The sequence below is a fragment of the Gordonia sp. McavH-238-E genome, from assembly GCF_022348225.1.
Lineage (GTDB): Bacteria > Actinomycetota > Actinomycetes > Mycobacteriales > Mycobacteriaceae > Gordonia > Gordonia terrae.
In genome coordinates this window covers 82,589-108,028 of record NZ_JAKRFE010000001.1, presented here as the reverse complement: position 1 = coordinate 108,028, position 25,440 = coordinate 82,589, and the positions used below count along the sequence as shown (strand labels likewise).

The 25,440-nt window shown below is 68.7% G+C and carries 22 protein-coding genes; 6 read left to right on the top strand and 16 right to left on the bottom strand.

Annotation, left to right across the window (positions count from 1 at the left end; genetic code table 11):
• Positions 1–4: 4 nt before the first annotated feature.
• From meaB to MHN80_RS00480, 3 genes are read right to left on the bottom strand one after another with little or no spacing between them, the layout of a single operon-like run.
• On the bottom strand, positions 5–1,003 hold the full coding sequence (gene meaB / locus MHN80_RS00490) for a methylmalonyl Co-A mutase-associated GTPase MeaB (protein WP_004019109.1): 999 nt from the start codon (positions 1,001–1,003) through the stop codon (positions 5–7).
• Positions 1,003–3,291: a methylmalonyl-CoA mutase gene (gene scpA, locus MHN80_RS00485; protein WP_239398655.1), complete on the bottom strand. Its 2,289-nt coding sequence runs from the start codon at positions 3,289–3,291 to the stop codon at positions 1,003–1,005. Before scpA ends, meaB begins: the two co-directional genes overlap by 1 nt.
• The gene (locus MHN80_RS00480; RefSeq protein ID WP_239398653.1) at positions 3,288–5,234 is read right to left on the bottom strand and encodes a methylmalonyl-CoA mutase family protein; all 1,947 of its coding nucleotides are present in this window, start codon (positions 5,232–5,234) and stop codon (positions 3,288–3,290) included. The genes scpA and MHN80_RS00480 overlap by 4 nt, the downstream gene beginning before the upstream one ends.
• Before the next feature lie 145 nt (positions 5,235–5,379).
• Between MHN80_RS00480 and MHN80_RS00475 the strand changes: the two genes are divergently transcribed.
• The 3 genes from MHN80_RS00475 to MHN80_RS00465 all read left to right on the top strand — a co-directional run bounded on the left by MHN80_RS00475 (position 5,380) and on the right by MHN80_RS00465 (position 7,505).
• Positions 5,380–6,165, top strand: coding sequence for a TVP38/TMEM64 family protein (locus tag MHN80_RS00475; protein ID WP_239398651.1), 786 nt, complete (start codon positions 5,380–5,382; stop codon positions 6,163–6,165).
• An 81-nt stretch (positions 6,166–6,246) separates the two neighbouring features.
• Positions 6,247–6,858, top strand: a complete 612-nt coding sequence (locus tag MHN80_RS00470) for a hypothetical protein (protein WP_101818860.1) — start codon at positions 6,247–6,249, stop codon at positions 6,856–6,858.
• Positions 6,855–7,505: a hypothetical protein gene (locus tag MHN80_RS00465; protein WP_004019114.1), complete on the top strand. Its 651-nt coding sequence runs from the start codon at positions 6,855–6,857 to the stop codon at positions 7,503–7,505. Before MHN80_RS00470 ends, MHN80_RS00465 begins: the two co-directional genes overlap by 4 nt.
• Before the next feature lie 16 nt (positions 7,506–7,521).
• On the opposite strand, the gene MHN80_RS00460 is transcribed toward MHN80_RS00465, so the two are convergent.
• From MHN80_RS00460 to MHN80_RS00450, 3 genes are all read right to left on the bottom strand, one after another.
• Positions 7,522–8,745: an SPFH domain-containing protein gene (locus MHN80_RS00460; protein ID WP_004019115.1), complete on the bottom strand. Its 1,224-nt coding sequence runs from the start codon at positions 8,743–8,745 to the stop codon at positions 7,522–7,524.
• Positions 8,746–8,795: 50 nt separating this feature from the next.
• The gene (locus tag MHN80_RS00455) at positions 8,796–9,224 is read right to left on the bottom strand and encodes an NfeD family protein (RefSeq protein WP_004019116.1); all 429 of its coding nucleotides are present in this window, start codon (positions 9,222–9,224) and stop codon (positions 8,796–8,798) included.
• Positions 9,225–9,306: 82 nt separating this feature from the next.
• Positions 9,307–10,134 carry a DUF3097 domain-containing protein gene (locus tag MHN80_RS00450; protein WP_064570799.1) on the bottom strand — a complete coding sequence of 276 codons (828 nt, stop codon included), beginning with the start codon at positions 10,132–10,134 and terminating at the stop codon, positions 9,307–9,309.
• A 143-nt stretch (positions 10,135–10,277) separates the two neighbouring features.
• Here MHN80_RS00450 and MHN80_RS00445 point away from each other — a divergent pair, with 143 nt between their 5' ends.
• Positions 10,278–11,147, top strand: a complete 870-nt coding sequence (locus MHN80_RS00445) for a serine/threonine protein kinase (protein WP_239399256.1) — start codon at positions 10,278–10,280, stop codon at positions 11,145–11,147.
• Here the strand turns inward: MHN80_RS00445 and MHN80_RS00440 are convergent.
• From MHN80_RS00440 to MHN80_RS00400, 9 genes are all read right to left on the bottom strand, one after another.
• Entirely contained in the window at positions 11,133–11,792 is a 660-nt protein-coding gene (locus MHN80_RS00440) for a hypothetical protein (protein WP_239398649.1), read from the bottom strand. The genes MHN80_RS00445 and MHN80_RS00440 overlap by 15 nt on opposite strands.
• A 314-nt stretch (positions 11,793–12,106) precedes the next feature.
• A complete protein-coding gene (locus MHN80_RS00435; RefSeq protein ID WP_239398647.1) occupies positions 12,107–13,210 on the bottom strand; it encodes a ferrochelatase in 1,104 nt (367 codons plus the stop codon).
• Complete coding sequence (inhA, locus tag MHN80_RS00430; RefSeq protein ID WP_004019121.1) at positions 13,207–14,046, bottom strand: NADH-dependent enoyl-ACP reductase InhA; 840 nt, start codon at positions 14,044–14,046, stop codon at positions 13,207–13,209. Before inhA ends, MHN80_RS00435 begins: the two co-directional genes overlap by 4 nt.
• A 76-nt stretch (positions 14,047–14,122) precedes the next feature.
• A complete protein-coding gene (gene fabG1, locus MHN80_RS00425; protein WP_004019122.1) occupies positions 14,123–14,857 on the bottom strand; it encodes a 3-oxoacyl-ACP reductase FabG1 in 735 nt (244 codons plus the stop codon).
• An 86-nt stretch (positions 14,858–14,943) separates the two neighbouring features.
• A complete protein-coding gene (locus MHN80_RS00420) occupies positions 14,944–15,912 on the bottom strand; it encodes a VWA domain-containing protein (protein ID WP_004019123.1) in 969 nt (322 codons plus the stop codon).
• 4 nt (positions 15,913–15,916) lie between these two features.
• The gene (locus MHN80_RS00415; protein ID WP_239398645.1) at positions 15,917–16,855 is read right to left on the bottom strand and encodes a DUF58 domain-containing protein; all 939 of its coding nucleotides are present in this window, start codon (positions 16,853–16,855) and stop codon (positions 15,917–15,919) included.
• Positions 16,845–18,044 carry a MoxR family ATPase gene (locus MHN80_RS00410; RefSeq protein WP_004019125.1) on the bottom strand — a complete coding sequence of 400 codons (1,200 nt, stop codon included), beginning with the start codon at positions 18,042–18,044 and terminating at the stop codon, positions 16,845–16,847. The genes MHN80_RS00415 and MHN80_RS00410 overlap by 11 nt, the downstream gene beginning before the upstream one ends.
• A 193-nt stretch (positions 18,045–18,237) precedes the next feature.
• The gene (locus MHN80_RS00405) at positions 18,238–19,749 is read right to left on the bottom strand and encodes an NlpC/P60 family protein (protein ID WP_033203537.1); all 1,512 of its coding nucleotides are present in this window, start codon (positions 19,747–19,749) and stop codon (positions 18,238–18,240) included.
• Positions 19,750–20,122: 373 nt separating this feature from the next.
• Positions 20,123–20,734 carry a DUF6676 family protein gene (locus tag MHN80_RS00400; RefSeq protein ID WP_239398643.1) on the bottom strand — a complete coding sequence of 204 codons (612 nt, stop codon included), beginning with the start codon at positions 20,732–20,734 and terminating at the stop codon, positions 20,123–20,125.
• A gap of 372 nt (positions 20,735–21,106) precedes the next feature.
• Here MHN80_RS00400 and MHN80_RS00395 point away from each other — a divergent pair, with 372 nt between their 5' ends.
• Complete coding sequence (locus MHN80_RS00395) at positions 21,107–23,929, top strand: aconitate hydratase (RefSeq protein WP_239398641.1); 2,823 nt, start codon at positions 21,107–21,109, stop codon at positions 23,927–23,929.
• Positions 23,930–23,944: 15 nt separating this feature from the next.
• Positions 23,945–24,511 (top strand): TetR/AcrR family transcriptional regulator, encoded by a 567-nt coding sequence (locus tag MHN80_RS00390; protein ID WP_004021928.1) that lies wholly within the window; start codon positions 23,945–23,947, stop codon positions 24,509–24,511.
• A 3-nt stretch (positions 24,512–24,514) separates the two neighbouring features.
• Here MHN80_RS00390 and MHN80_RS00385 read toward each other — a convergent pair whose 3' ends face one another.
• On the bottom strand, positions 24,515–25,378 hold the full coding sequence (locus MHN80_RS00385; RefSeq protein WP_239398640.1) for a hypothetical protein: 864 nt from the start codon (positions 25,376–25,378) through the stop codon (positions 24,515–24,517).
• Positions 25,379–25,440: the final 62 nt, after the last annotated feature.

The following is a 25,440-nucleotide window of genomic DNA, read 5'->3' as shown; positions in this document are numbered from 1 at the left end:
CAGCTCAGCGTTCGTCGAACGCGTCCACGATCCGTTGCGCCGCGAGTGCGGGGGTCAGTGACCCGTCACGCAGCTGCTGCTCGACCTCGCCGCGGATTCCGCGCACCGCGGACGAGTCGCCGAGCCGGGACAGCACGATGTCGTTGACCATCGCCCACGTCCAGTCGATCTGCTGCTGGTTGCGGCGCGCGGTGAACTCCCCCGCCTCGGTGAGGGTCTCGTTGTGGCGCACGACGGTCTTCCAGAACTCGTCCACCCCGGTGTTCTCGATCGCGCTCATCGTGAGCACCGGCGGCATCCACAAGGCGTCGTGTGGGTAGATGAGCTTCAGCGCGTTGGTGAGTTCCCGGGCCGCGCCCTTGGCCTCGTTGAGGTGTTTGCCGTCGGCCTTGTTCACGACGACCACATCGGCGAGCTCGAGGACGCCCTTCTTGATGCCCTGCAACGAATCTCCGGTGCGGGCCAGGGTGAGGAACGTGAAGGTGTCGACCATGTTGGCGACCGTCACCTCGGACTGGCCGACGCCGACGGTCTCCACCAGCACGACGTCGAACCCGGCCGCCTCGACGAGCACGATGCTCTCGCGGGTGGCCTTGGCGACGCCACCGAGCGTGCCCGAGGTCGGCGACGGCCGGATATACGCGTTCTCCGACATCGACAGCCGACCCATGCGCGTTTTGTCGCCGAGGATCGAGCCGCGGGTACGCGTCGAACTCGGATCGACGGCGAGCACCGCGACCTTGTGACCGAGCTCGAGCAGATGCATACCGAGCGCTTCGATCGTCGTCGACTTGCCGACGCCCGGCACACCGGTGATGCCGACCCGGAACGACTTACCCGCGTGCGGGGTCAGCTTCAGGAGCAGTTCCTGCGCGGCCGCCCGATGGTCGGCGCGCTTGGACTCGACGAGCGTGATCGCGCGCGCCAGGTCGGCACGGCGATCCGCCAGCACGGCGTCGGCCAGCGCGTCGACGTCGACGGGACGTCGAGGTTGCACCGCCATCAGTTCGCGGTCGCCCCGGGCAGCTCCAGGCCGAGCGTGTCCGCCAGCTTGCCGATGAGCTCCACGGCCGAGTCGGCGATGACCGATCCGGGCGGGAAGATCGCGGCGGCGCCGGCCTCGTACAGCTCCGCGAAGTCACCGGGCGGGATCACACCGCCGACGACGACCATGATGTCCTCGCGGCCGACCTCCTTCAGCGCCTCCCGCAGGGCGGGGACCAGCGTCAGGTGGCCGGCGGCCAGTGACGACACTCCCACCACGTGCACGTCGTTGTCGGCGGCCTGGGCGGCCACCTCCTCGGGCGTGGCGAACAGCGGGCCCACGTCGACGTCGAAGCCGAGGTCGGCGAAGGCGGTCGCGATCACCTTCTGACCGCGGTCGTGACCGTCCTGGCCCATCTTCGCGACCAGGACACGCGGCTGACGACCCTCCGCCTCGGCGAACTGGCGCACGGCCTCGATCGCCGCATCGATGTTGCTCACCTCGCCCGCCTCATGCCGATACACCCCGCTGATCGTCTTGATCTCCGCCTGATGGCGACCATAGACCTTCTCGAGTGCCTCGGAGATCTCGCCGACCGTCGCCTGATGCCGCGCGGCCTCGATGGCCAGCGCCATCAGGTTGTTCTCCAGACCACCCTCCGACGACGCGGCGGCGCGGGTCAGATCGGCCAGCGCAGCCTCGACGGCTGCCGAGTCACGCTCGGCGCGAAGCCGATCCAGCTTCTCCAGCTGCTCGGCGCGCACCTTGGAGTTCTCGACCTTGAGGACCTCGATCTCCTCGTCGTCGGCGACCTGGTACTTGTTCACACCGACCAACGGCTGCTGGCCCGAGTCGATGCGCGCCTGGGTCCGTGCCGCGGCTTCCTCGATACGCAGCTTCGGCAGGCCCTCGTTGATGGCCTGCGTCATACCGCCGGCCTCTTCGACCTCACGAATGTGCTTGCGCGCCTTCTGCGCCAGCTGATGGGTGAGCCACTCGACGTAGTTCGAACCGGCCCACGGATCGATCGGGCGCGTGGTCCCCGACTCCTGCTGCAGCAGCAGCTGCGTGTTGCGGGCGATGCGCGCCGAGAAGTCGGTCGGCAGCGCGATCGCCTCGTCGAGGGCGTTGGTGTGCAGAGACTGGGTGTGCCCCTGGGTCGCGGCCATCGCCTCCACGCAGGTGCGGGCCACGTTGTTGAACACGTCCTGGGCGGTCAGCGACCATCCGGAGGTCTGCGAATGTGTGCGCAGCGACAGCGATTTCGCGTTCTTCGGCTCGAAGTCGGCGACGAGCTCACTCCACAGGAGACGCGCCGCCCGCAGCTTGGCGACCTCCATGAAGAAGTTCATGCCGATGCCCCAGAAGAACGACAGGCGCGGCGCGAACTTGTCGATGTCCAGACCGGCCTCGAGGCCCGCGCGGATGTATTCGACGCCGTCGGCCAGGGTGTAGGCCAGTTCCAGGTCGGCCGTCGCCCCGGCCTCCTGGATGTGGTAGCCGGAGATGGAGATCGAGTTGAACTTCGGCATCTTCTGGCTGGTGTACTCGAAGATGTTCGAGATGATCCGCATCGACGGCTTCGGCGGATAGATGTAGGTGTTGCGGACCATGAACTCTTTGAGGATGTCGTTCTGGATGGTCCCGGCCAGCTTCTCCGGCGGCACACCCTGTTCCTCGGCGGCCACGACGTAGAGCGCGAGGATCGGCAGCACGGCGCCGTTCATCGTCATCGACACCGACACGCTGCCGAGGTCGATGCCGTCGAAGAGCTGACGCATGTCGAGGATCGAGTCGATCGCCACACCGGCCATGCCGACGTCGCCGGCGACACGCGGATGGTCGGAGTCGTATCCGCGGTGGGTCGCGAGGTCGAAGGCGACCGACAGTCCCTTCTGGCCGGCCGCGAGGTTACGGCGGTAGAAGGCGTTGGACTCGGCGGCGGTCGAGAAGCCGGCGTACTGGCGGATCGTCCACGGCTGGTTGACGTACATCGTCGGGTACGGGCCCCGGATGAACGGCGCGGCACCGGGAACCGAGTCGAGCGGGTACGGATGCTCGGCGTCGTCGAGCACGGCGTCGCGCTCGGCACGGGTGTAGACCGGCGTGACGTCGATCTGCTCCGGGGTGTTCCAGGTGACCTGGTCCACCGAGTAACCATGCGCCGAGGCGAGTTCGTCGGTGACCGCGGCCGCGGAACCGGACGGTCCCCCGCCTGCGATCGACGAGCCGGTGTCGTCCGACGTCAGCCCGATCCCGGCGAAGCTCGGGATCGACTGTGTCACATCGGGTTCGGTCTGGGTCATGCCGTAGCTCCCGCCGTCGTCGGGGATGTCGAGGCCAGCTGGTCGAGAAGGTCACCGAGGGTGCTCACCGCGTCGATGCCCACCCGCAGTGAACCGTCGGGGCGATCGTCTCCCTCGGGCCATTCCTTGTCCGGTCCGGCGAGCAGGACCTTCGACAGTCCGGCCGCGCGAGCGGCCGCGAGTGCGGCGGGCCCCTCCTCGGCGTACCGGGCCTTGGTGCCACAGAGCACCGCGATCGGGGTGCTCGCCCCGGCCACCGCGTCGCCGATCTTGTCGGCGGTCAACGGGCCCGGGTTCACGACGGTGATGCCGCCGGCCCCCAGGAAGTTCGCGACGAAGGTGGTGCGGCCGTTGTGTTCGGCGACGCTGCCCAGCGGGATCAGCAGGATCGAGGGCCGGGCCCCGCGCTCGGCGAGCACGACGTCGGAACGATCCCGCAACGCCTCGAAGGCGCGCCCGATCCGCGCGAGACGCGGTGTTCCGGTGACGACATCGGTGACCGCCGAAGCCGGGGCCCCCGTCGTCTCCGACAGCGCGCGCTCGTCGATGTTCGGGAACTCGTTGACGCCGGTCACCGAGATCCGACGGTGTGCGACCTCGGTGTCGCGGCGTGCGAGCGAGGCGTCGACCTTCTCGGTGATCCAGCCGGTGTCGAGCGCGACACGGTAACCGCCCGCGGCCTCGACCTCGGTGAACACCGTCCACGCATTCGTGGCCATCTCGTCGGTCAGCGATTCGACGAACCACGAGCCACCGGCCGGATCGAGGACACGGCCGACGTTGGACTCCTCGAGCAGCAGCAACTGGGTGTTGCGCGCGATGCGCCGTGAGAACGAGGCGCTCGAGGTGCGCTTGTCCGCCGGGATGGTCGCGTCGTAGCCCAGGACGGTGAGCTGGTCGGCACCGCCGACACCGGCCCCGAACGCCGCGATGGTGCTGCGGAGCATGTTCACCCACGGGTCGCGCTGGGAGTACATCGACAGATCGGTCACGCCGTGGGTCAGGGCACCGCCGGCTGCGGGTGCGCCGACCACCTCGGCCACTCGGGCCCAGATCTTGCGCAGCGCACGGAATTTCGCGATCGTGGCGAACTGGTCGTCATCGGCCGAGACGCCGAAGGTGATCTGACCCAGCGCTGCCTCGGCCGAGAGGCCGGCGGCGGTGAGGTCCCGGAGATGGGCGACCGCGGCCGCCACCGTGAGGGCCAGTTCGAGGCCGTTGTCGGCGCCCGCGGTGGCGAAGTCGCTTCCGTCGACGCGGAACGTACGCACCCCGTCGGGCAGCCCGGAGGCCGCGAGCGCGGTGGCCTCGTCCGGATCGACGGTGGGTCGGCCGGAGAAGGCCGCCGTCAGCGGCGACAGTCCGAACGAGTGGACGGTGGCCGCCGTCGGAGCGGCGGCGACCGGAGCCGACTGGGCCTGTTCCTTCAGTCTGAGCAGTTCGCGGGCTGCCGCGATCCCCTCCGTGCCCGCATCGAGGGTCACCGGCACCAGATCGAGGTACACGCCGCGCAGCGCTGTCGCGAGGTCGGCGACCCCGAGCCCGTCGCCGGGCCTGCTCACCGAGAGCCAGAGTCCGCTCGTCCCGTTGGCCATCGCCTCGAGGATGAGCTCGTTGAGGTCCTCCGCGGAGGCCGCGTCGTCGCCGAAGCGCTCGGTGACACGCCAGCCGGTGGTGACATCCCGAGCGGGATCGGCACCGCGGACGAACGGGAAGCGACCGGGAACACCGGGTTCGGCGAGTTCGTCGCGCCGCGTGTAGAGCGGTCGGATGGTCAGCCCGTCGGCGGTGTCGGTCGAGAGCAGCGCCTCGGGTGTGTCGGGCAGCTCGTCGACGTCGACACGTCGCGACTTCGCCAGAACGGCCGCGGCGGCCGTGGACCACGCCTGGTAGGCCTGGTCGAGTTCTGGGTCCGGTTTGGGCTGGTCAGTTTGCTGTGGCATGTGGGGAAGCACACCTCCGTGAATGCACTGTGATGAGCGCGTAGACGACACTAGCCGATCGCTCGCTCGGCCCGGCGCCGAGGTGGGCGTGACGTGGCCCACTCGAGCAGGCTGACCGTCGCGGGGTCCAGAGTAGAGTGTCCGGGTGCCCGATCCTTCCACTGTCAGCGAGGACGTCGCCGACCCGATCGGGACCGATGCCGCCGATGCCGCGGACGCGGGAGCGACCGGCGACGCCCGGACCCCGGTACCCGGCCGCCGGCGATTCGATCGCCGAACCGTGCGCCGGGCGGTCTTCGCCGCCGCACTCCTCGCAGCCGTCCTCGCCGGTTCCTACTTCGTCCCGCTGCCCTCGATCGTGAGCGTGCGCGACTGGGGCGCCGACCTCGGCCCGGCCTTCGTGTGGGTGTTCTTCCTCGCCTACGCGGTGATCACCATCGCGCCGATCCCGCGTTCGACGTTCACCGTCATGGCCGGGGTGTTCTTCGGGCCGCTCGTCGGCTTCGCGGGGGCGATGATCGCCTCGTCGATCGCGGCGGTGGCCGCGTTCGCCCTGGTCCGCCGGGTCGGGCGTGATCGCGTGCAGCCCTATCTGAAGACGCCGGTGGTCCGGGCCGTCGAGTACCGGCTCGAGCGACGCGGCTGGCTGGCGGTCGGGTCACTGCGCTTCATCGCGGCCTGCCCGTTCTCGGTGGCGAACTACTGCTCGGCCCTGTCGTCGGTGCGTCCCGTGCCGTACGCGGTGGCCAGCATCCTCGGGATGGCCCCGGGTACCGCGGCCGTGGTGATGCTCGGCGATTCCCTGACCGGTGACACGCATCCGGCTCAGCTGGCGGTCACCGGCGGCTTGTTCGCGATCGGCATCGCCGGCCTGGTCTTGGACTCGCGCCTGCCGGTGGTGCGCGCCGGGGCGACAAGCTCCGAGCGTTGATGGCCACCGATCAAGCCATCAGTCTTGATTCATCTAGCTCCATGCCTTGATTCACCCTGATCAAGCATATAGCCTTGAGTGATGTTCGTTGTGACCGTCGACCAACGGGGCAGCCGGCGCGACATCGACCGGGTGGACCCCGTCCTCGCCGCACTCGAGGCGGTCGACACCGTCCGCGCCTTCGAACGCACCGCGGGTGACGAGATCCAGGGCATCCTCGCCGACCCGGTGGCCACTGCCCGACTGGCCGTCGAACTCACCGCCGACGGGCACTGGAGTGTCGGCATCGGCGCCGGCGATGTCGACGAGCCCCTCCCCCCGTCCACCCGCGCCGGGCGCGGACCCGCCTTCGTCCACGCCCGCGACGCCGTCGAGGCCGCCAAACGGCAGCGGATACCGCTGTGCGTCCGCGGCCCCGACGCCCGCTGGTGCCGCCACGCCCAGACGGCCGGCCGGCTCATCGCCGACGTCATCACCGCGCGCAGTTCCGCCGGGCGGGAGGCGGTGGAACTCATGCGGCGCGGCCTGACCCAGGTCGACGCAGCCGCCGAACTCGCCATCACGCCGCAGGCCATGAGCCAACGCCTGCGTGCCGCGGGCTGGGATCTCGAATCCGACTCCCTCGACCTCGTCGCCGATGCGCTCGCCGAGGCAGACCGACGGATGACAGCACCGACCGGAGGACCGGAATGACCACCGCCGCGATCGTCCTGCTGCTCCTGACCGCCCTGACGACGCCGATCTGGGCACTCGCGACGCGCACACGGCGCAGCCGGGCTCCGGTGGCCGTCGTCCGCAGACTCGACGTGATCGGAGCCGTCGTACTCCTCCTGCTGGCCTCGATCGCCGCCGTGCTCGCCGCCGCAGCCGGGCCCGCGACCGGCTTCCTCGCATCGGCGGTCCCGGTCGTCGCCGCCCTCGCGGCGGTCACCGGCGGCGGACCCGTGGTCCGGACGGTTCTCGTCGCCGGCGGGGTCGGCGCGCGAACAGGCCGCGGGCCCGACGCCCCGGACTCGCCGGACCACGAACCGGGCGGCGACGCCGAATCACCGGACGCCCCGGAGCACCCGGCACCCGACGCCGACGGACCGGCCGGGGCCACCGACGGCGGCCCGCTGCGCGGTGGCCGCGTCATCGGCTATCTCGAACGACTCGCGGTCGTCACCACGCTCATGGCCGGATGGCCCGAGGGCCTCGCGATCATCCTCGCCGTGAAGAGCCTCGCCCGTTATCCCGAACTCCGCGCGCCGCACGCGGCCGAGCAGTTCATCATGGGCACTTTCGCCTCGGTGATGTGGGCCGTCGGGATGGCGGGGATCGAACACCTCGTCATCCGCTGAACGCGGCGCCGACCGACTACGTCGTGGGCTCGGACGTGCCCGGATCCGCGGGTTCGGACCAACCGCCATCGGTGAGTTCGGCCGGCTCGGTCCCGACCGGCGGTACATGTCGTGAGGCGCGCCCGGCGCGCGCCGTGATCTCGGGCGCGACCGGGGTACGGGCGACCGCCTCGGCCTCGGCGACCGCCTGCGCGACCTTCGGATCCGAGGCCATCGAGAACCAGTCCTCGGTCTCCGTGTCGTCGATCGGCGAGGGCGGCGAGTCCGTCGGCTCGTACCGGAACACCCCATCGTCCCCCTGCACACCGAACGACTTGGCGAATCCCTGTAGGGCCGAACCGAAGTCGGAGGGCACGACCCACACCTTGCTGCCCTCCCCTTTCGCCATCTCGGGCAACTGCTGCAGATATTGGTAGGCCAGGAGCTCGGGCGTCGGCTTGGCCGCCTTGATCGCGGCGAAGGTCTTCTCGATCGCCTTCGCCTCACCCTGCGCGTTGAGGTACGACGCGGCCCGCTCGCCCTGTGCCCGGAGGATGCGCGACTGCCGGTCGGCCTCGGCCGCGAGGATCGCGGCCTGCTTGGCACCCTCGGCGGCGAGGATCTGCGACTGCTTGTTGCCCTCGGCGGTCTTGATCGCCGACTCGCGCTGGCCCTCGGCGGAGAGGATCGTCGCCCGCTTCTCGCGGTCGGCCTTCATCTGCTTCTCCATCGACTCCTGGATCGACGGCGGCGGCATGATCGATTTCAGCTCGACGCGTGCGACCCGGAGTCCCCAGCGGCCGGTCGCCTCGTCGAGGACGCCGCGCAGCTGACCGTTGATGGAGTCGCGAGAGGTCAGGGTCTCCTCGAGTGTCATCCCGCCGACCACGTTGCGCAGGGTCGTGATGGTCAGCTGTTCGACGCCGGCGATGTAGTCGTCGATCTCGTACACGGCGGCCCGCGGGTTGGTGACCTGGAAGTAGACGACCGTGTCGATGGACAGGGTCAGATTGTCCTCCGTGATGACCGGCTGCGGCGGGAACGAGACCACCCGCTCACGGACATCCACGCGAGCGCGGATGCGGTCGATGAACGGCAACAGCAGCGTGAGTTGCCCAGACACGGTCCGCGTGTAGCGGCCCAGTCGCTCGATCACCGCCGCCTCCGCCTGCGGGATGAGGGCCACCGACTTGACCAGCATCACCACCACGAGCAACACGAGCAAGACGAGGACGGTCAGGCCGAAGATCTCGTACTCCATGGTCACCTTCCTGCGTTGTCGTTCCTACGTGTCCGCACTGCCGCCGCGGATCAGGCGCGCCACACCACCGCGGTCGCGCCGTCGATCTCCACGACGGTCACGTGGGTTCCCGGTTCGAGCACCTGAGACGGATCCATCGTGCGGGCCGACCACACGTCGCCGTCGATCTTGACCCGACCGTCGGTGGCGTCGACCTGTTCGGTCACCACCGCGGGCCGACCCTCGAGAGCCTCGGTGTTCATCAGCACCGCGGGCCGGTTGAGCATGTGCCTGCGGGCGATCGGACGAACCGCGACGAGCAGCAACACCGAGACGAGTGCGAAGACGACGCCATCCACCCAGAGCGGTGGCTCGAAGACGAAGTCGACGCCCGCAGCAGCGAGTGCGCCACCGGCCAGCATGAGCAGGACCAGTTCGCCCCCGAACATCTCCGCGACCGTCAGGACGATCGCGGCCGCCAACCACAGCAGGGCGCTCATGCGTCCAGTCTGCCAGAGATGTCCGAACCCCCTTCGGCGCTCGCGACGCGGACGCATCCCTGTCCGCGTCCGGCCGGAGTGGTCATCTGGGCTCTTCGGCCGCGGTCACGAAGTCGATGAGTTCTTCCACCGAGCGCAGGAGATCGACCTCGAGGTCTCGGAAACTGCTCACGCCGCTCAGCACCCGGCGCCAGCCGTCGCGCGGCTCCCCCCAGCCGAGTTCCGCGCACACCCCCGTCTTCCAGTCGGTGCCCCGCGGAATCCGCGGCCACGCAGTGATCTTCACCGACGCGGGCTTCACGGCCTCCCAGACGTCGATGTAGGGGTGCCCACACACGAGGACGTGCTCCCCGACCTCGGCGGTCAGGTGTGCTTCTTTGGACCCGGCGACCAGATGGTCGACGAGGACCCCCGCGCGTCGATGAGACGCGGGTTGGAACTCCTCGAGCGCCGCATCGAGGTTGTCGAGCCCGTCGAGACTGACGACGACCACACCCTCGGCGCGGAGATCGTCGCCCCACACGCGTTCGAGAAGCGTCGCGTCGTGCACGCCCTCGACGAAGATCCGGCTCGCGCGGGCGGTGCGCGCGCGTGCACGCGGCGCGGCTCGCGAACCCGAGGCCGTCATGGCCGGTTTCTGCGGCCCCCTGGTGCGCGGACGCACGAGCGTCACCGGGCGGCCGTCGATGAGGAACGCACCGGGGTGCATGAGGAAGACCCGCGTCTGCCCCCGCCGGTCCTCGAGCCGTACGAGGTCGCCGGCGTAGCTCTTCTCGAGGCCGACGACCGCACCGCAGAATCCGGTGGCGGCGTCCTCGACGACCAGGTCCCGCTCCGCGGCGACCTCCGCGGGACGCGGCTTCGCCCGGCGGGGTTGAGAGAGCACGTCGCGCCCGTAGCGGTCATCCATCGCACACCACCTTCTCGATCCGACCTCTCGCCGCCGCGGCGGAGAGCGTTGCCGCGGCGCACACACCGTATGCCCCGACGCCCCGCTCAGCGGGTTGCCACGCCCGACCCGACCGTCGGCCGCGGCGGTACCCTGGCATCTTGATGAATCGCAGCCGTCTCCTCTCCTCGACCGTCGCGTGGCCGACGTGTGCTCTCGGCGCGTGGTCGGCCGCCTGGCTGACCGGCCGTTGCTCGCCCGACGACGTGATCGAGACGCTGGCGGAGTCCGCCGACCGGCACCTGGTGCAGTGGCCGGACGCCCCCGGACCGACGGTCGAACAGGAGTCGCTTCCAACGGGTTCGGCGAGTGGAGTGCTCGACCTCCTGGCGCTTCTACGACCGGCCCGGCGACTCGTTGTCCGTCTGCCCTCGACGGGCGATCCACAGGGGCTCCCGCCCCATGCGGCGACATCGGCCGCCCTCGGCGCGGGTGAGGTCCTGCTCGTCGACGACGCGACGGGCACCGGCACGCTCGCCCTCGTGCCGACCTTCACCGTCAGGACGTCCGCCGTTGACGTCGCCGAACCGCCGTTCATCATCTGCACGTGGTACGCCCACCGATATAACACCGCACTCGACCTCGGACACCTCGTCTCCGCGGGACCCAGCGCGGGCGACCTGGAATACGAGCTGCGGCAGGCCGTCCGGGACGCCACCACGATCATCGGCGGTCTCGGCGGCCGACGGGCGACGGACGCGACCGACCTCCGCGCGCAGCTGGTCGCGCTCACCTCGCGGCATCGGGTCGCCCTGCCGCCCCACGTCCTGGACGCCCGGTCGACCCGCCTGATCGACACCGCGGCGCAGGTGGAGGCCATCGTCGACCTCGCGGGCGCGCGCGGCGTGGAGATCGGCGACAGTGCCGGACAATGGGATTCCGGCGACGCGACCCTCCGCGGTCTCCAGGTGTTGACCCGGACCGCGAGGGCCGCCGCGGTCAACCAGACGATTCTGGAGTTACTGCGTCACTGAGTCGCGGTGGTGTTCACCGGCTCGGACTTCTCGCAGTCTGGGTGGGCGCTCGGACACGACGCCGTACAGGTCGAGTCCGTTCCGGCTCTCCGTCGCGAACAACGACGCTCCCCATTCGTGGACGAACCAGTCCCGCAGCCGCTTGGATCCGGTCCAGGCGTAGTACGGCCGGGCCGCCGAGACACAGAACCGTTCCACTTCGCGCATCATGCCGGTGAGGGCGTCGCCACCACGGACCTCGGGAGCGACCGCCGCGATTCGCACATCGACGGCATCTGTTGCCGGGAACGGCAACTGCTCGCTGGTCAAGAACTGGATCAGCCGCTCTCGGAGTCCGGGGATGGTCGCGACCCGGACGAAGTCTTCGGGGATGAGTAGCGGTGCACCGTCGGATGACAACTCGACGTCATGAGGATGCCAGATGAGGATTCCGACGAGGTGCTCGTCGAAAAAGGAACCGATCACATATCCGGCTCCGAGATAGGGGCGCACCAGAATCTCGGCCAACCATTCACGCAGCGAGCGATCTGTGAGGCGATCACCCAATACCCATCGATACAGCGGAATTTCCTCGACCGCTCGGGCCAGGAGTTCGGTGGCGGGCCGTAGATCAGCGGCGGTCAGTGTTCGTTCTGAGGTGAGCACGGTGGTGTACGCCCTGGAAGAAGGTGGTCATGCCGTGGTGAGCCGAGTCGACGACACAGCCCACCACGGCTGAACAGTTTTAGGTGGGGGTTTCGCTGCTGCCTTCAGCGGAGCCGGACATGAGTGTTTCGAGAATCGGTCCGAGGACGTCGATCTCGAGCCTGATGGGTCCTTCTGCCATGGCAATTCCTCTCTCACATTCGCACTCTGATCCGAGTGCGCGTGCTAAGAGGGTTACATTTCTGTTGAGGCGAAGATCACATTTCGGCACGTTCCTATATCAAAACGTTATAGACGCGAATGATTTGTGCCGATCAGCGAGAATTGTTCGCCGCCGATTTCGGTCGCGCCGCAGGCACACAACACCGATCTCGACACGTACGACCGTTGTCGCCGCACCCCATGGCGGACAGATCGCCGTCGCCCCCGGCGTAGCCCTGGACGAAGTCGCCGATCATCGAGATGAAACGCGGATCGGGACCCACGGTGGCGGCGCGCGCATAGTCGATGCCCAGCCGTTCGGCGACCTCGGCGGCCTCGTTGTCCAGATCCCAGATCACCTCGAGATGGTCGGAGATGAACCCCACGGGGTACACCACCACGCGCCGGACCCCCTGGGCAGCAAGGCTTTCCAGATGATCACAGATGTCCGGCTCGAGCCATGGGATCTGCGGCGGACCCGACCGCGACTGCCAGACCTGATCGAAGTCGGTGACGCCGAGTTCGTCGGCGACAGCCTGTGAGGCAGCCATCACCTGGCGCGAGTACAGGCCGCCGCCGTCCGCTGCGGGCCCCGACGCGGCGTCGGCCGAGGTCGGTACCGAGTGGGCGGTGAACACCAGCCGCGGGGTCTCGTCACCGGGGCCGAGCGTCTCGAACGCGCGGCGTACCGCGTCGGCCCCGGCCGCGACGAACGCCGGATGCGACCAGTACTGCGGAAGTTTGCGCAACACCACCGCGTCGTCGGGACGACTGCTGCCCGGCTCGCGTTCGGCCAGTGCTGTCAGCGCCCGGTCGATGTCCTCGTGATACTGCCGGCAGCCGGAGTAGCCACCCCACGCCGACGTCGGGAACACGAGGATCCGGCGATGTCCGGCCCGATACATCTCGGCCAGCGTGTCCTCGACCATCGGGTGCCAGTTGCGGTTTCCGAAGTACACCGGCAGGTCGACACCGCGCCGGCCGAGCTCGTCGCGGAGCGCGTCGATCATCTCCAGGTTGAGCCGGTTGATCGGCGAGACACCACCGAAGTGGAGGTAGTGCTCGGCCACCGACTCGAGCCGCTCACGCGGGATTCCGCGACCACGGGTGACGTTCTCCAGGAACGGCATCACGTCATCGGGTCCGTCCGGCCCGCCGAACGACAGGAACAGGACGGCATCGAAGGGCGCGGTGTCGCCCGGTGCTGGCGAGCTCATGAGCCGGTGGTCATGCCCTCCGGGAACCAGGTGTTGTGGCTGGCGCCGCCGTCGACGTAGACGATGGAACCGGTGGTGGCCGGCAGCCAGTCGCTGAGTAGTGCGCAGACCGACTTGGCGACGACGGTCGGGTCATCGACGTCCCAGCCGATCGGCGACGCACCGTCCCAGTACTCGTTGAGCATGTTGAGCTGCTTGGCGTCGTCTGTCGCGGTCCCGGCGATGGCCTTCGCGGCCAGGGTCTTGATGGGACCGGCGGCCACGAGATTCGATCGGACGTTCTTGGCGTTGCCGACCTCGCGCGCCACGTACCGGTTCACCGATTCCAGCGCAGCCTTCGCCACGCCCATCCAGTTGTAGTACGGCATCGCGGTGCGGGGGTCGAAGTCCATGCCCACGATCGATCCGCCCTCGTTCATGGCGGGCAGCACGGCCCGGGCGAGCGAGGCGTAGCTCCAGGCCGAGATCTCGAAGGCCTTCGCGGCGTCGGGGCCGGGCCCCTCCAGGAACGGCTTGGCCTCGGGGCCCATCAACGTCCGGGGCGCGAAGGCGATCGAGTGCATGACGCCGTCGATGCCCTGCGGTGCCAGTTCGGTGATCTTCCCGGCGAGTGCGTCGAGGTCGTCCTCGTTGGTGACGTCGAGACCGATGGCCGGCGGCACCTCCTTGGGCAACCGCTTGGCGATCCGGTCGATCAGCCGGAGCCGCTCGGGGATGCCGGTGATGATGACGGTCGCGCCCTGCTCCTGCGCCATGGCGGCAGCGTGGAAGGCGATCGACGCATCGGTGATGATGCCCGTGATGAGGACGGTCTTCCCGTCCAGGATTCCGCTCACGTGGATGTGCTCCTGAGATCGACGTTGATTGACGTGCCGTGTGGCCGCGCATGGCGGCTCGGTGATCGGGTGACGGTCAGTGCCCCATGCCCATGCCGCCGTCGACGGGCAGGACCGCACCGGAGATGTAGCCGCCCTCGTCGGAGGCGAGGAAGCTGATGGCCGCGGCAACGTCCTCGGGCTTGCCGGTACGGCCGAGTGGGATGGCCTGCTTGGCCATCTCGATGTAGCGGTCCTCCATCGACGCGGTCATGTCCGTCTCGATGAATCCGGGCGCCACGACATTGGCGGTGATGTTCCGGGACCCGATCTCACGTGCGATCGAGCGCGCCATGCCGATCAGGCCCGCCTTCGAGGCGGCGTAGTTCACCTGTCCGGGGATGCCGGACATCGCGACCACCGAGCCGAGGAAGATCATGCGTCCCCACTTGGCGCGCTGCATCCCCTTGGTGGCGCGCTTGGCGCACCGGAATGCGCCGGTGAGGTTCGCGTCGACGACCTTCTCGAAGGAGTCCTCGGACAGTCGCATGAGGAGCATGTTGTCGGTGATGCCCGCGTTGGCGACGAGGATCTCGACGGGGCCCTGGTGCTCCTCGACCTCGGCGAACGCGCGGTCCACCGACTCGGAGTCGGTGACATCGCACTTCACGCCGAACAGTCCGTCCGGGGCCCCGGAACCACGATGGGTCACCGCGACCCGGTGACCGTCGGCCGCGAGGCGCTGTGCCACGGCCAGGCCGATTCCGCGGTTGCCGCCGGTGACCAGGACCGAGCGGGAGGGATTCTGCGCTTCGTTGCTAGCTGCCGTCATGGGTGTTCAACCTATCCGTTCTCGTTGCGTGGGTGGCACGCGGTCGGCGCGCGGGGGCGTGGCGGCACACCCCGGACACCTCCGCGTCAGGGCAGCCGGCGATTGATCGCCAGCGCGGCGAACGCCGACACCAGCGCAAACAACGTACCCGCGATCAGCCACGGCTTCGAATTGTCCCCTCGCCGGGTCTCGTAACCGATCTCGTCCTGGAGCTGCTCGTAGACCTTGTTCAGTTCGTCGAGGCTGGCCGCGGTGAAGAAGTCGCCGCCGGACAGGTTGGCGATCTTGCGCAGCGAGTCGTCGTCGACCGGGACCGGCACCCGGTCACCCTCGAGTTCGACGGTGCCCGTCCGGGTGCCGAAGGAGATGGTGGAGACCGGGATCTTCTCCTCCTTGGCCTTGCGGGCAGCGGTGAAGGCACCGCGCGGATCGTCGGGGTCGTCCGGCACGGTCTCCTTGCCGTCGGAGAGCAGCACGATGCGCGCGGGCGGCGCGCCCTCGGTGCCGCCGAGCACCGCGTTCAGGGTGCTGATCTGCTGGAGCGCCGCGAAGATGCCCTCGCCGGTTGCCGTCTTGTCGTCGAGACGGAGTTTGTCCACGGCGACCTTGGTCGCGTTGTGGTCGGGTGTCGGTGACACCAGGCTCGCCGCGGTCCCGGCGAAGGAGATCAGACCGAGATTGATCCCCTCGGTCAGCTCGTCGGCGAACTTCTTGGCCGCCTCCTGGGCCGCGCGGATCCGGGAGGGCGACACGTCGGTGGCGTTCATCGATCGCGACACGTCCATCACCAGCACCACCGTCGCCTTGTTGCGCGGCACCTTCCGATCCGCCTGCGGGCCGGAGAGCGCGACCGTCAGCAGGATCAGCGAGATGATCAGGAGCGCGATCGGCAGGTGACGCAACCGGCCGCGGTCGGCCGGGGCGACCGACTTCAGCAGGTCGAGGTTCGCGAAGGTCAGCGCGCGTTGCCTACGGCGCCGCAGCATGTACACGTAGGCGACGCCGAGCAGCACCACGACCAGGAGCAGCAGCAACCACCAGGGACTGGACAGCATCGGCCTACCCCACCCCCGCCGCGAGGCCGCGACGGCGTTGTGCGACGAACTTGACGGTGTCGGCGATCCATTCGCGATCGGTACGCAGGGTCAGGACCGCCCCGCCACAACTGCGCAGCGTGCGGTGGACCCGCTGCTGGTGCGCCGCGGCCGCGGCCCCGAAGTCGCGTCGGAGATCGTCGGTGATCGTCACGTCGTGGATCTCGCCGGATTCCGCATCGGCCAGCGTGACCTCGCCGATCGCCGGCAGGTCGAGGTCGCGGGGATCGAGGACCTCGACCGCGAGCAGTTCGTGATGCGCGCCGACGGCGCGGAGCGAGCGTTCCCAGTCGATGGGTCCGAGGAAGTCGCTGATGACGACCGCGAGCCCGCGCCGACGCTGGGGCCGGCGGAGGGCCTCGATGCCCGCCCTCAGATCGCCGCGCACCCCGGGAGAACTGCGTCGGGTCGTGGCGATGGCCTTCAAGAGGTTCTGTGCGTGCGCGCGTCCGGCCCGGGCCGGGACCCGCACGAGGTCGTCGCCGGTCACCACCAGCGCGCCGTGCCGGTTGCCGCCGCCGGTCGTGAGATGGACCAGCGCCGCGGCCGCAGCCACCGCGAGGTCACGCTTGGTGCAGTCGACGGTGCCGAAGTCGAGACTGGCCGAGGCATCGACGACGAGCCAGGTCTCCAGTTCGCGGTCGGCGATCATCTGCCGGACATGCGGCTGGGTGGTGCGCGCGGTGACCGACCACTCCATCCGCCGGACGTCGTCGCCCGGCTGGTAGGCCCGTGCCTCCCCCGGTTCCGAACCCGGTCCGGGAATCAGTCCCAGGTGCTCACCCTGCAGCACGCCGTCGAGCTTGCGCCGCACGGTGAGCTCGAGCATCTTCAGGGCCGCGGTCAGCTGCGGCTCGTCGAGCAGACCGGCTCCGAGGCGCGGAAGGTCGCGATTAGCCGCCATACTGAGGTGAATTCCGGTTCGCCGGTGCCGAATTCGGGTCCACCGGTCCGGCGGACTGCGAGACCTGCTGTCCCGCATACCCATTCGGCCCGTGTCCACCGTTGGGCGCCTGCGGCTGCCCGGCCGGGTACTGCCCCTGCGGGATCGGCTGCGCGCCGACCTGCGGCAGTCCGACGGTCTGCAGGACCCGGGCGATCACCTGGTCGGCGTCGATCTCGTCGGCCAGTGCGTCGTAGGACAGCACCAGTCGGTGCCGGAGCACGTCGGGCATGATCTCGACGACGTCCTGCGGGATCACGTAATCGCGACCGCGGACCAGCGCCAGCGCGCGAGCGGCGGCCACGATGCCCAGGGTCGCGCGCGGCGATGCCCCGTAGGACAGCCAGGAGGCGACGTCGTTGAGGCCCAGCTCGGCCGGGCGGCGGGTCGCGTTGATGACGCGGACGACGTAGTCGACGAGGGCGTGGTGGACGAAGACGTTCGCCGCGGTCCGCTGCAGGCGCAGCATCGCGGCCGGGTCGAGGACCTGGGACGCGGTCGGTGGGACGTTGCCCATCCGGTAGACGATCTCTCGTTCCTCCTCCACCGACGGGTAGTCGACGAGCACCTTGAACAGGAAGCGGTCCCGCTGGGCCTCGGGCAGCGGGTAGACGCCCTCGTTCTCGATGGGGTTCTGGGTCGCCATCACCAGGAACGGATCCGGCATCGAGTAGGTCTTGCCGCCGATCGAGACATGCCGCTCGGCCATCACCTCGAGCAGGGCGGACTGCACCTTGGCGGGTGCGCGGTTGATCTCGTCGGCCAGCAGGAAGTTCGCGACGACCGGGCCCAGCTCGGTGTCGAATTCCTCACGGCCCTGGCGGTAGATACGCGTACCGATCAGGTCGGTGGGCACCAGGTCGGGGGTGAACTGGACGCGGGAGAACGACCCGCCGACGACGCGGGCGAACGTCTCGACCGCGAGCGTCTTCGCGACACCGGGCACACCCTCCAGCAGGATGTGGCCTCGGGCCAGCAGACCGACGAGAATGCGCTCGACGAGCTGATCCTGGCCGACGATGACGCGCTTGACCTCGTAGATGGCCCGTTCGAGCAGGGCGACGTCGGCGTCGCTCAGCACCGAGGAGTCCGCTCCTGCCGCCCCGGGATCCCCCGTGGCCGCCTTGCCGAGGGAGTGCGATTCGGTCAACCCGTGCTCCTGTTCCTCTGAACTGCTGTTCTTCTCGGGCGGCGAGGCGTCAGCCCTGGGTGCGGCCGCGATCGCGCAGCGCGCAGGCGTCGACCCCGCGTGTCTGTGCCAGCCTAGCCGTGCGAACTGAAAAGGTGCCAAGAAGACTCGGCGGTTGTCGGTCGTTCACGACCCCCGCCCGGACCGCCGGCCGTCAGAGCAGACGCACCACGTTCGGCATCGCGCCGTCGGTGCGCAGCGGCGACACCTTGACGACGTCTCCGGACTGCGGCGCCTCGACCATCTTGTTGTCCCCGAGGTAGAGCGCGACGTGCGCACTCGCGTTGGGGCCGTAGAAGATCATGTCGCCGCGGCGCATCTGCGACAGCGGGAACTGCGGTCCCGAGGTGTACTGGTAGCCGGTGTAGTGCGGCAACTCGATACCCACTCCGGCGAACGCGTAGATCATCAGACCCGAGCAGTCGAAGCCGATCTTGTTGTAGTCGCCGTAGCTGTCGGCGACGCCGCCGTCGCGGATGCCCTGCGTGGGCCCGTTGGCGTCGCCGCCGCCCCAGGCGTAGGGCACGTTCAGCTGCGAGAGGGCGCGGTTGACCGCGATCTCCACCGCCTGCGGGCCGCGCAGTCCGGGTCGGACCATCCCACCTCCGCCGCCACCGCCGGAGGAGCTGCCGAACAGGGTGCCGAGGCTTCCGGAACCGAGTCGCGCGCTGAGGGTGTCGCCACCGCTGCTGCCGGTGACATCCGCACCACCGAGTCCGAGCTCGTTCAGCAACTCCGACTGCGGCAGCTGCTGCTGACCGACGAGACCCGCGAGGATCGACTGACCGACATCGACCGCGAGGCGTGCGGCGGCCTCGGCCGCGACGGCGAGCGCCTGGTTGTCGGTGACCGGCGTGGCCGGCAGCGCCTTCAGGGCACCCTCGGCCGACGGGTCCTTCGGGAACAGGTTGGACAGCAGATCGCTCGCCGACGGCCCCTCGACCGTCTTCTTCGGGACATAGCCGCGAATGGTGTTGAGACGCTTCTGTACCCGATCGCGCTCACCGATGAGGGTGGCCTTGCGCTTCTGCTGGGTCGTGATGGCGGTCTTGGCCTCGGTCACCGCGGCCATCGCATCGATCTTGCGCTGCTCGGCGCTCTTGGCCGCGAACGACGCCTGTCGACGGGTGGCCTCCACCGCGGCGAGACGGTTGGCCTTCTGGTTGCGTGCGACCTGCAGCCGCCGGATCATCTCCTGCTGCTTCTTGCCGACCTGGTCGATCAGCTTCATGCGGTCGAGCACGGCCTGCGGGTCTTCCGAGGACACGTAGTTCGACATCGAGCCCTGCTCGGGTCCCTGCTGGTAGGCCAGCCGCGCGAACCGGTCGAACTCCTTCTGCGCATCGACGACGGCCTTGCTGGAGCGATCGAGTTCGGTCCGGGCGCCGCGTGCGGCCACCGTGGCGAGGCGTCGCTGGGCGAGGGAGTTCTGGAAATCGGCGATCGACCGGTTCACGTTCTCCTGGCGGGCGGCGAGCGCCTGATCCAGGTCGGCGATGTCCTGGTTGACCGTCGCGATGCGGTTGATCAGACCGGAGATGGGCGACTCGGGCGTCTTCTTGGGTGCCGCGTCGGCGTGACCCGCGCCGAGCGCGCAGATGAGTACGACAGCCAGGGCTGCCGAGACGCGCGCCGGCCACGACGCACCAGTTCTTCCTCGCCTCACCTGGAACTCCTCGCGATTCGTGCGGGGATCTCGCGATCCCCGGCCGGCGATCGTCCGGGTCGTCGAAACCGCGGCGATCACGCACTGCACTTGCGCCACATCGGACCCTGTAGGGGACACAGGCATCACACGTGACATCAGAACCGTACGTCACATCAACCACACGAGAAAACCGCGTTCGTGAATTACAAACGCGTGATTACCTGCGAAAATGCCGTGAACTGGCGAAAGCTCGAGCAGTTGTCGAGGTCTCGAATTGGCAACAGACCGGACGACACGCCGGCCATGGTCCGCAGGGAGGGACGAGACGGGTGTCAGGGGGTCGAGATCGGGCGCCCCGGCTGTCGCGTCGAGCGGCGCCGGAGCCTCGCGACTACCTGCCGGAAGAAGACGACTCGCGGTGGCGCGACGACGGTTCGTCCGATGTCGTGCCGGCGGGCTGCACGGGTCCCAGCGGACCGGCGGCCAGGTTCTTGCGGGTGCGGATCCGACGCAGCCTGGCGAGCACCGCACCGATCGCGACGACGAGGACCAGCAGGACGCCGACGATCGTCCAGTCCACATTCGGACCGGTCATCGTGTCGATCATCTGGCGAGCCGCCCCGGCCGGGTCCGTCAGCGTGAGGCCGTCGGTGGCCTGCTCCTGCACCACGCGGCTGAAATCCGGAGACGAGCTACCGACCGAGTTGGGGCCCAGCACGATGACGGTTCCGCCGACCTGCTCCTGCAACTGGTTCGCGATGTCGCGGTAGAGCGTGAAGCGCGGCTGCACCTGATCGATGACCACGAAGCTCACGTCGTGACCCTTGGAGTGGGCGTACTCGACGACCTCGAGCATCCGGGGCAACTGCTCGGGTGTCGCACCGGCGACACCGTCATCGGCGATGTCCCGGGACAGCTCGCCCATCTCGACCCCGACGAGTCCGGTGAGTTCGTTGTTCTCCGCAGGAGCTGCCAGCACCAACGTCGTCGCCTGCGGACCCATCCGCCACCCCTGTCCTCTCGAGATCACCGGGGTTGCGCAGACGTGGACGGCCGGTATCGCGCCGACGTCGAGTGTCCACTCGCCGAACCCCGCCCTGCACCGTACGACACAATGGAGTCGTCTGGGTACTCCGGTGGCGGCACGTCCGCCCGGCGCGTCCCGGGCACGAGCTTGGTAACAGTACGCTCGTACTGTTAGACTGGACGATGTTGTCGCGGGTGGCCCTCGCGGACATCCGATGGCGCCGGCGCAGCCCGCCGGTGCAGAACGTCAGACGGCGCACACACCGACGGAACGGGAGCGACGCCCGCCCGCCGGTCACGCCCGACCGCAAGTGGATCATCGAGTATCGCCGGCGCAGCCCGCCGGTACATGAGGAGAGTGGATTTAGACGTGAGTATCAATTCCTTCGACGCCCGCGGCACGCTGGACGTCGGCGACAACAGCTACGAGATCTACCGTCTGAACGCGGTCGAGGGCACCGGCAAACTCCCCTACTCGCTGAAGGTCCTGGCGGAGAACCTGCTGCGCACCGAAGACGGCGTCAACATCACGAAGGAACACATCGAGGCGATCGCGAACTGGGATCCGAACGCGGACCCCAGCATCGAGATCCAGTTCACCCCCGCGCGCGTGATCATGCAGGACTTCACCGGCGTGCCCTGCATCGTCGACCTCACCACGATGCGTGACGCGGTCAAGGAACTCGGCGGCGACCCGGACAAGGTGAACCCCCTCGCGCCCGCCGAGATGGTCATCGACCACTCGGTCATCATCGAGGCCTTCGGCAACGCGCAGGCCTTCGAGCGCAACGTCGAGATCGAGTACCAGCGCAACGAAGAGCGCTACAAGTTCCTCCGCTGGGGCCAGGGCGCCTTCGACGACTTCCGCGTCGTGCCGCCGGGCACCGGCATCGTCCACCAGGTCAACATCGAGCACCTCGCGCGCTCGATCATGGTCCGCGACGGCGTGGCCTACCCCGACACCTGTATCGGCACCGACTCGCACACCACCATGGAGAACGGTCTCGGCGTCCTGGGCTGGGGCGTCGGCGGCATCGAGGCCGAGGCCGCGATGCTCGGCCAGCCGGTCTCGATGCTGATCCCGCGTGTCGTCGGCTTCAAGCTGACCGGCTCGGCCAAGCCCGGCGTGACCGCCACCGACGTGGTCCTCACCATCACCGAGATGCTCCGCAAGCACGGCGTCGTCGGCAAGTTCGTCGAGTTCTACGGCAACGGCGTCGGCGAGGTCCCGCTGGCCAACCGCGCCACCATCGGCAACATGAGCCCCGAGTTCGGTTCCACCTGTGCGATGTTCCCCATCGACGAGGAGACCGTGAAGTACCTGCGGCTCACCGGCCGCAGCGAGGAGACGCTCGCGCTCGTCGAGGCGTACGCCAAGGAACAGGGCATGTGGCTGGAGAAGGACGCCGAGGAGGCCGTCTACTCCGAGTACCTCGAACTCGATCTCGCCGACGTCGTGCCCTCGATCGCCGGCCCGAAGCGCCCGCAGGACCGGATCGAGCTGTGGGACGCCAAGAACGCGTTCCGCAAGGACATCCACAACTACGTCGAGAACGGCAACTCCGCCCCGCAGACGAAGCTCGACGAGGCCGTCGAGGAGACCTTCCCGGCGTCCGATCCCGCGACGCTGTCCTTCGCCGACGACGACGCCGAGCCACTGCACTCGGCCGCCAACGGCGCCGAGGGTCGGCCGACCAACCCGGTCCGGGTCGACTCCGAGGAGCGCGGCTCGATGATCCTCGACCACGGCATCGTGACCATCGCGTCGATCACCAGCTGCACCAACACGTCCAACCCGTCGGTCATGCTCGGTGCGGCGCTGCTCGCCAAGAAGGCCGTTGAGAAGGGCCTGAGCTCCAAGCCGTGGGTCAAGACCTCGATGGCACCCGGTTCGCAGGTCGTCACCGGCTACTACGACAAGTCCGGCCTGTGGCCGTACCTGGAGAAGCTCGGCTTCTACCTCGTCGGCTACGGCTGCACCACCTGCATCGGCAACTCGGGCCCGCTGCCGGAGGAGATCTCCAAGGCGATCAACGACAACGACCTGACCGCCACCGCGGTGCTCTCGGGCAACCGCAACTTCGAGGGTCGCATCAACCCCGACGTGAAGATGAACTACCTCGCGTCGCCGCCGCTGGTCATCGCCTATGCACTGGCCGGAACGATGGACTTCGACTTCGAGACCGACGCCCTCGGCCAGGACACCGACGGCAACGACGTGTTCCTCAAGGACATCTGGCCGTCCAACGAGGAGATCGAGGCGACCATCGCCTCGTCGATCTCGCCGGAGCAGTACGCCTCGGATTACGCCGACGTCTTCAAGGGCGACGAGCGCTGGCAGAACCTGCCGACCCCGTCGGGCAAGACCTTCGAGTGGGACGACGAGTCCACCTACGTGCGCAAGCCTCCGTACTTCGAGGGCATGCAGCGTGAGCCGTCGCCGGTCTCCGACATCAAGGGCGCACGCGTGCTCGCGAAGCTCGGCGACTCGGTGACCACCGACCACATCTCCCCCGCGTCGACGATCAAGCCCGGCACCCCCGCCGCGCAGTACCTCGACGCGAACGGTGTGGCCCGCAAGGACTACAACTCGCTGGGCGCCCGCCGCGGCAACCACGAGGTGATGATCCGGTCGACCTTCGGCAACATCCGTCTGCAGAACCAGCTGCTCGACGGTGTCACCGGCGGCTACACCCGCGACTTCACCCAGGAGGGTGCACCGCAGTCGTTCATCTACGACGCCGCGCAGAACTACGCCGAGCAGAACATCCCGCTCGTCGTGCTCGGCGGCAAGGAGTACGGCACCGGGTCGTCGCGTGACTGGGCCGCCAAGGGCACCAGCCTGCTCGGCGTCAAGGCCGTCATCACCGAGAGCTTCGAGCGCATCCACCGCTCGAACCTGATCGGCATGGGCGTGATCCCGCTGCAGTTCCCCGAGGGTGAGTCGCACAAGTCGCTGGGCCTCGACGGCACCGAGACCTTCGACATCGCCGGGATCGAGGAGCTGAACAACGGCACCACGCCGTCGACCGTGCACGTCACCGCCACCAAGGAGGACGGTTCGACGGTGGAGTTCGATGCGAAGGTCCGCATCGACACCCCCGGCGAAGCCGACTACTACCGCAACGGAGGCATCCTGCAGTACGTGCTGCGCAACATGATCAAGAGCTGACAGGAGGCACTCGACGTGCCCAAGGTCAGCGATGACCGGCTTGCCGCGCGTCGTCGGGAGATTCTCGACGGCGCGCGGCATTGCTTCGCGGAGTACGGATACGACGGCGCCACCGTCAAGCGCATCGAGGAGTCCACGGGCCTGTCCCGCGGAGCGATCTTCCACCACTATCGGGACAAGGAAGCGCTGTTCCTCGCGCTTGCCCGGGAAGATGCCGAGCGCATGGCCGATGTGGCGGCCGAACAGGGTCTGGTGCAGGTGATGCGCGACATGCTCACCCGGCCGCAGGATTTCGACTGGCTCGGCACCCGGTTGGAGATCGCCCGAAAACTACGGACGGACAACGGTTTCCGGACGGAGTGGGTCTCTTACTCGGCCGAGGTCGAGCAGGCGACCCTGAGTCGGCTGGAACGGGGCCGCCAGGCGGGACGCCTGCGCGACGACGTGCCGACAGACGTGCTGCTGAACTATCTCGACCTCGTCCTCGACGGCCTGATCACCCGGTTGGCCACCGGCCAGCCCACCGACGACCTGCACGCGGTGCTCGACCTGGTCGAGGCGTCGGTGCGCGCTCACGAGTGACGCTCACCGCGCATTCAGGATGGTGACGACCTCACTGATGGAACGGTTCGCCGACAACCGGTAGGCCCGGACCGCCTCGTCGCCCGTCAGCTGGACGACGGGATCGCCTCTCGTCGTCCAGCGCTCCGTTCCAGCGACCCCCGACCCCATCGGCCACAGCTCCGGCGCCGGCATCCGGGAGGCGTCGATGACCGGGGCCAGTCCCCGTGCCTGCCTCGCCCGCTGTCCGGCGACGGCGACCAACCAGCACTCGGCGACCGCAACGGGCCGGATCGATGACATGACCCCATGCGTGCCGTCGAAGGTCATGGTCATGGTGTCGGCGCGCTGTACCCGTATGGGCGATCCGAACAGCGTGAAGCGTGCCAGCCGGTCGTTGTGCAGATCGAACTCCGCGCCGAACCCACGCAACGCCGCGGTGCAGTCGTCGGTCAGATACCGAGCCGACGAGTCGCTCTCCCGGCGCCGCTCTTCCTCCTCACGTCGCCGGTCGCCGATGGGGCGGTACTCCCGTTCCAGTGCGGGCCGGTTCGCGGCCGTACCGTCGGCGAGCCGCCGATGCAGCCACGCCGGGTCGATCTGCAGGAAGTACCGGTAGTGGATCCGTCGCGGCCCGTCCGAGGCGGACACCGGAGCGTCCTCGACGAGCATCTGCACGCCGTGGTCCACCGACCAGACGGCGGCGACCCGGCCGTCGACGTCGGCCACCCAGGACCACCCCCGGGCACGGATCTCGGGCGCCGCCGACTCGAGCACGACACTCAGCGCCGTACCCGGTTGCACCGCGAGCGAATACCCGTGTGGCGAGACATCATCCCCCATCGACACACTGTCGCGGTCCACCCCGATCACCAGCGAAGCCGTCACGCCCGGAGCCTATCGTCCGGGCGCGCCCACCGGCTCGTCGAGACATCCCGTGACGTCATGGG

Bases quoted from the DNA above. Each gene is read 5' to 3' on its own strand.
- meaB (WP_004019109.1), bottom strand. From the start codon at position 1,003: ATGGCGGTGCAACCTCGACGTCCCGTCGACGTCGACGCGCTGGCCGAC.
- scpA (WP_239398655.1), bottom strand. From the start codon at position 3,291: ATGACCCAGACCGAACCCGATGTGACACAGTCGATCCCGAGCTTCGCC.
- MHN80_RS00480 (WP_239398653.1), bottom strand. From the start codon at position 5,234: ATGCCACAGCAAACTGACCAGCCCAAACCGGACCCAGAACTCGACCAG.
- MHN80_RS00470 (WP_101818860.1), top strand. From the start codon at position 6,247: ATGTTCGTTGTGACCGTCGACCAACGGGGCAGCCGGCGCGACATCGAC.
- MHN80_RS00465 (WP_004019114.1), top strand. From the start codon at position 6,855: ATGACCACCGCCGCGATCGTCCTGCTGCTCCTGACCGCCCTGACGACG.
- MHN80_RS00460 (WP_004019115.1), bottom strand. From the start codon at position 8,745: ATGGAGTACGAGATCTTCGGCCTGACCGTCCTCGTCTTGCTCGTGTTG.
- MHN80_RS00455 (WP_004019116.1), bottom strand. From the start codon at position 9,224: ATGAGCGCCCTGCTGTGGTTGGCGGCCGCGATCGTCCTGACGGTCGCG.
- MHN80_RS00450 (WP_064570799.1), bottom strand. From the start codon at position 10,134: ATGGATGACCGCTACGGGCGCGACGTGCTCTCTCAACCCCGCCGGGCG.
- MHN80_RS00445 (WP_239399256.1), top strand. From the start codon at position 10,278: ATGAATCGCAGCCGTCTCCTCTCCTCGACCGTCGCGTGGCCGACGTGT.
- MHN80_RS00435 (WP_239398647.1), bottom strand. From the start codon at position 13,210: ATGAGCTCGCCAGCACCGGGCGACACCGCGCCCTTCGATGCCGTCCTG.
- fabG1 (WP_004019122.1), bottom strand. From the start codon at position 14,857: ATGACGGCAGCTAGCAACGAAGCGCAGAATCCCTCCCGCTCGGTCCTG.
- MHN80_RS00420 (WP_004019123.1), bottom strand. From the start codon at position 15,912: ATGCTGTCCAGTCCCTGGTGGTTGCTGCTGCTCCTGGTCGTGGTGCTG.
- MHN80_RS00415 (WP_239398645.1), bottom strand. From the start codon at position 16,855: ATGGCGGCTAATCGCGACCTTCCGCGCCTCGGAGCCGGTCTGCTCGAC.
- MHN80_RS00400 (WP_239398643.1), bottom strand. From the start codon at position 20,734: ATGGGTCCGCAGGCGACGACGTTGGTGCTGGCAGCTCCTGCGGAGAAC.
- MHN80_RS00395 (WP_239398641.1), top strand. From the start codon at position 21,107: ATGAGGAGAGTGGATTTAGACGTGAGTATCAATTCCTTCGACGCCCGC.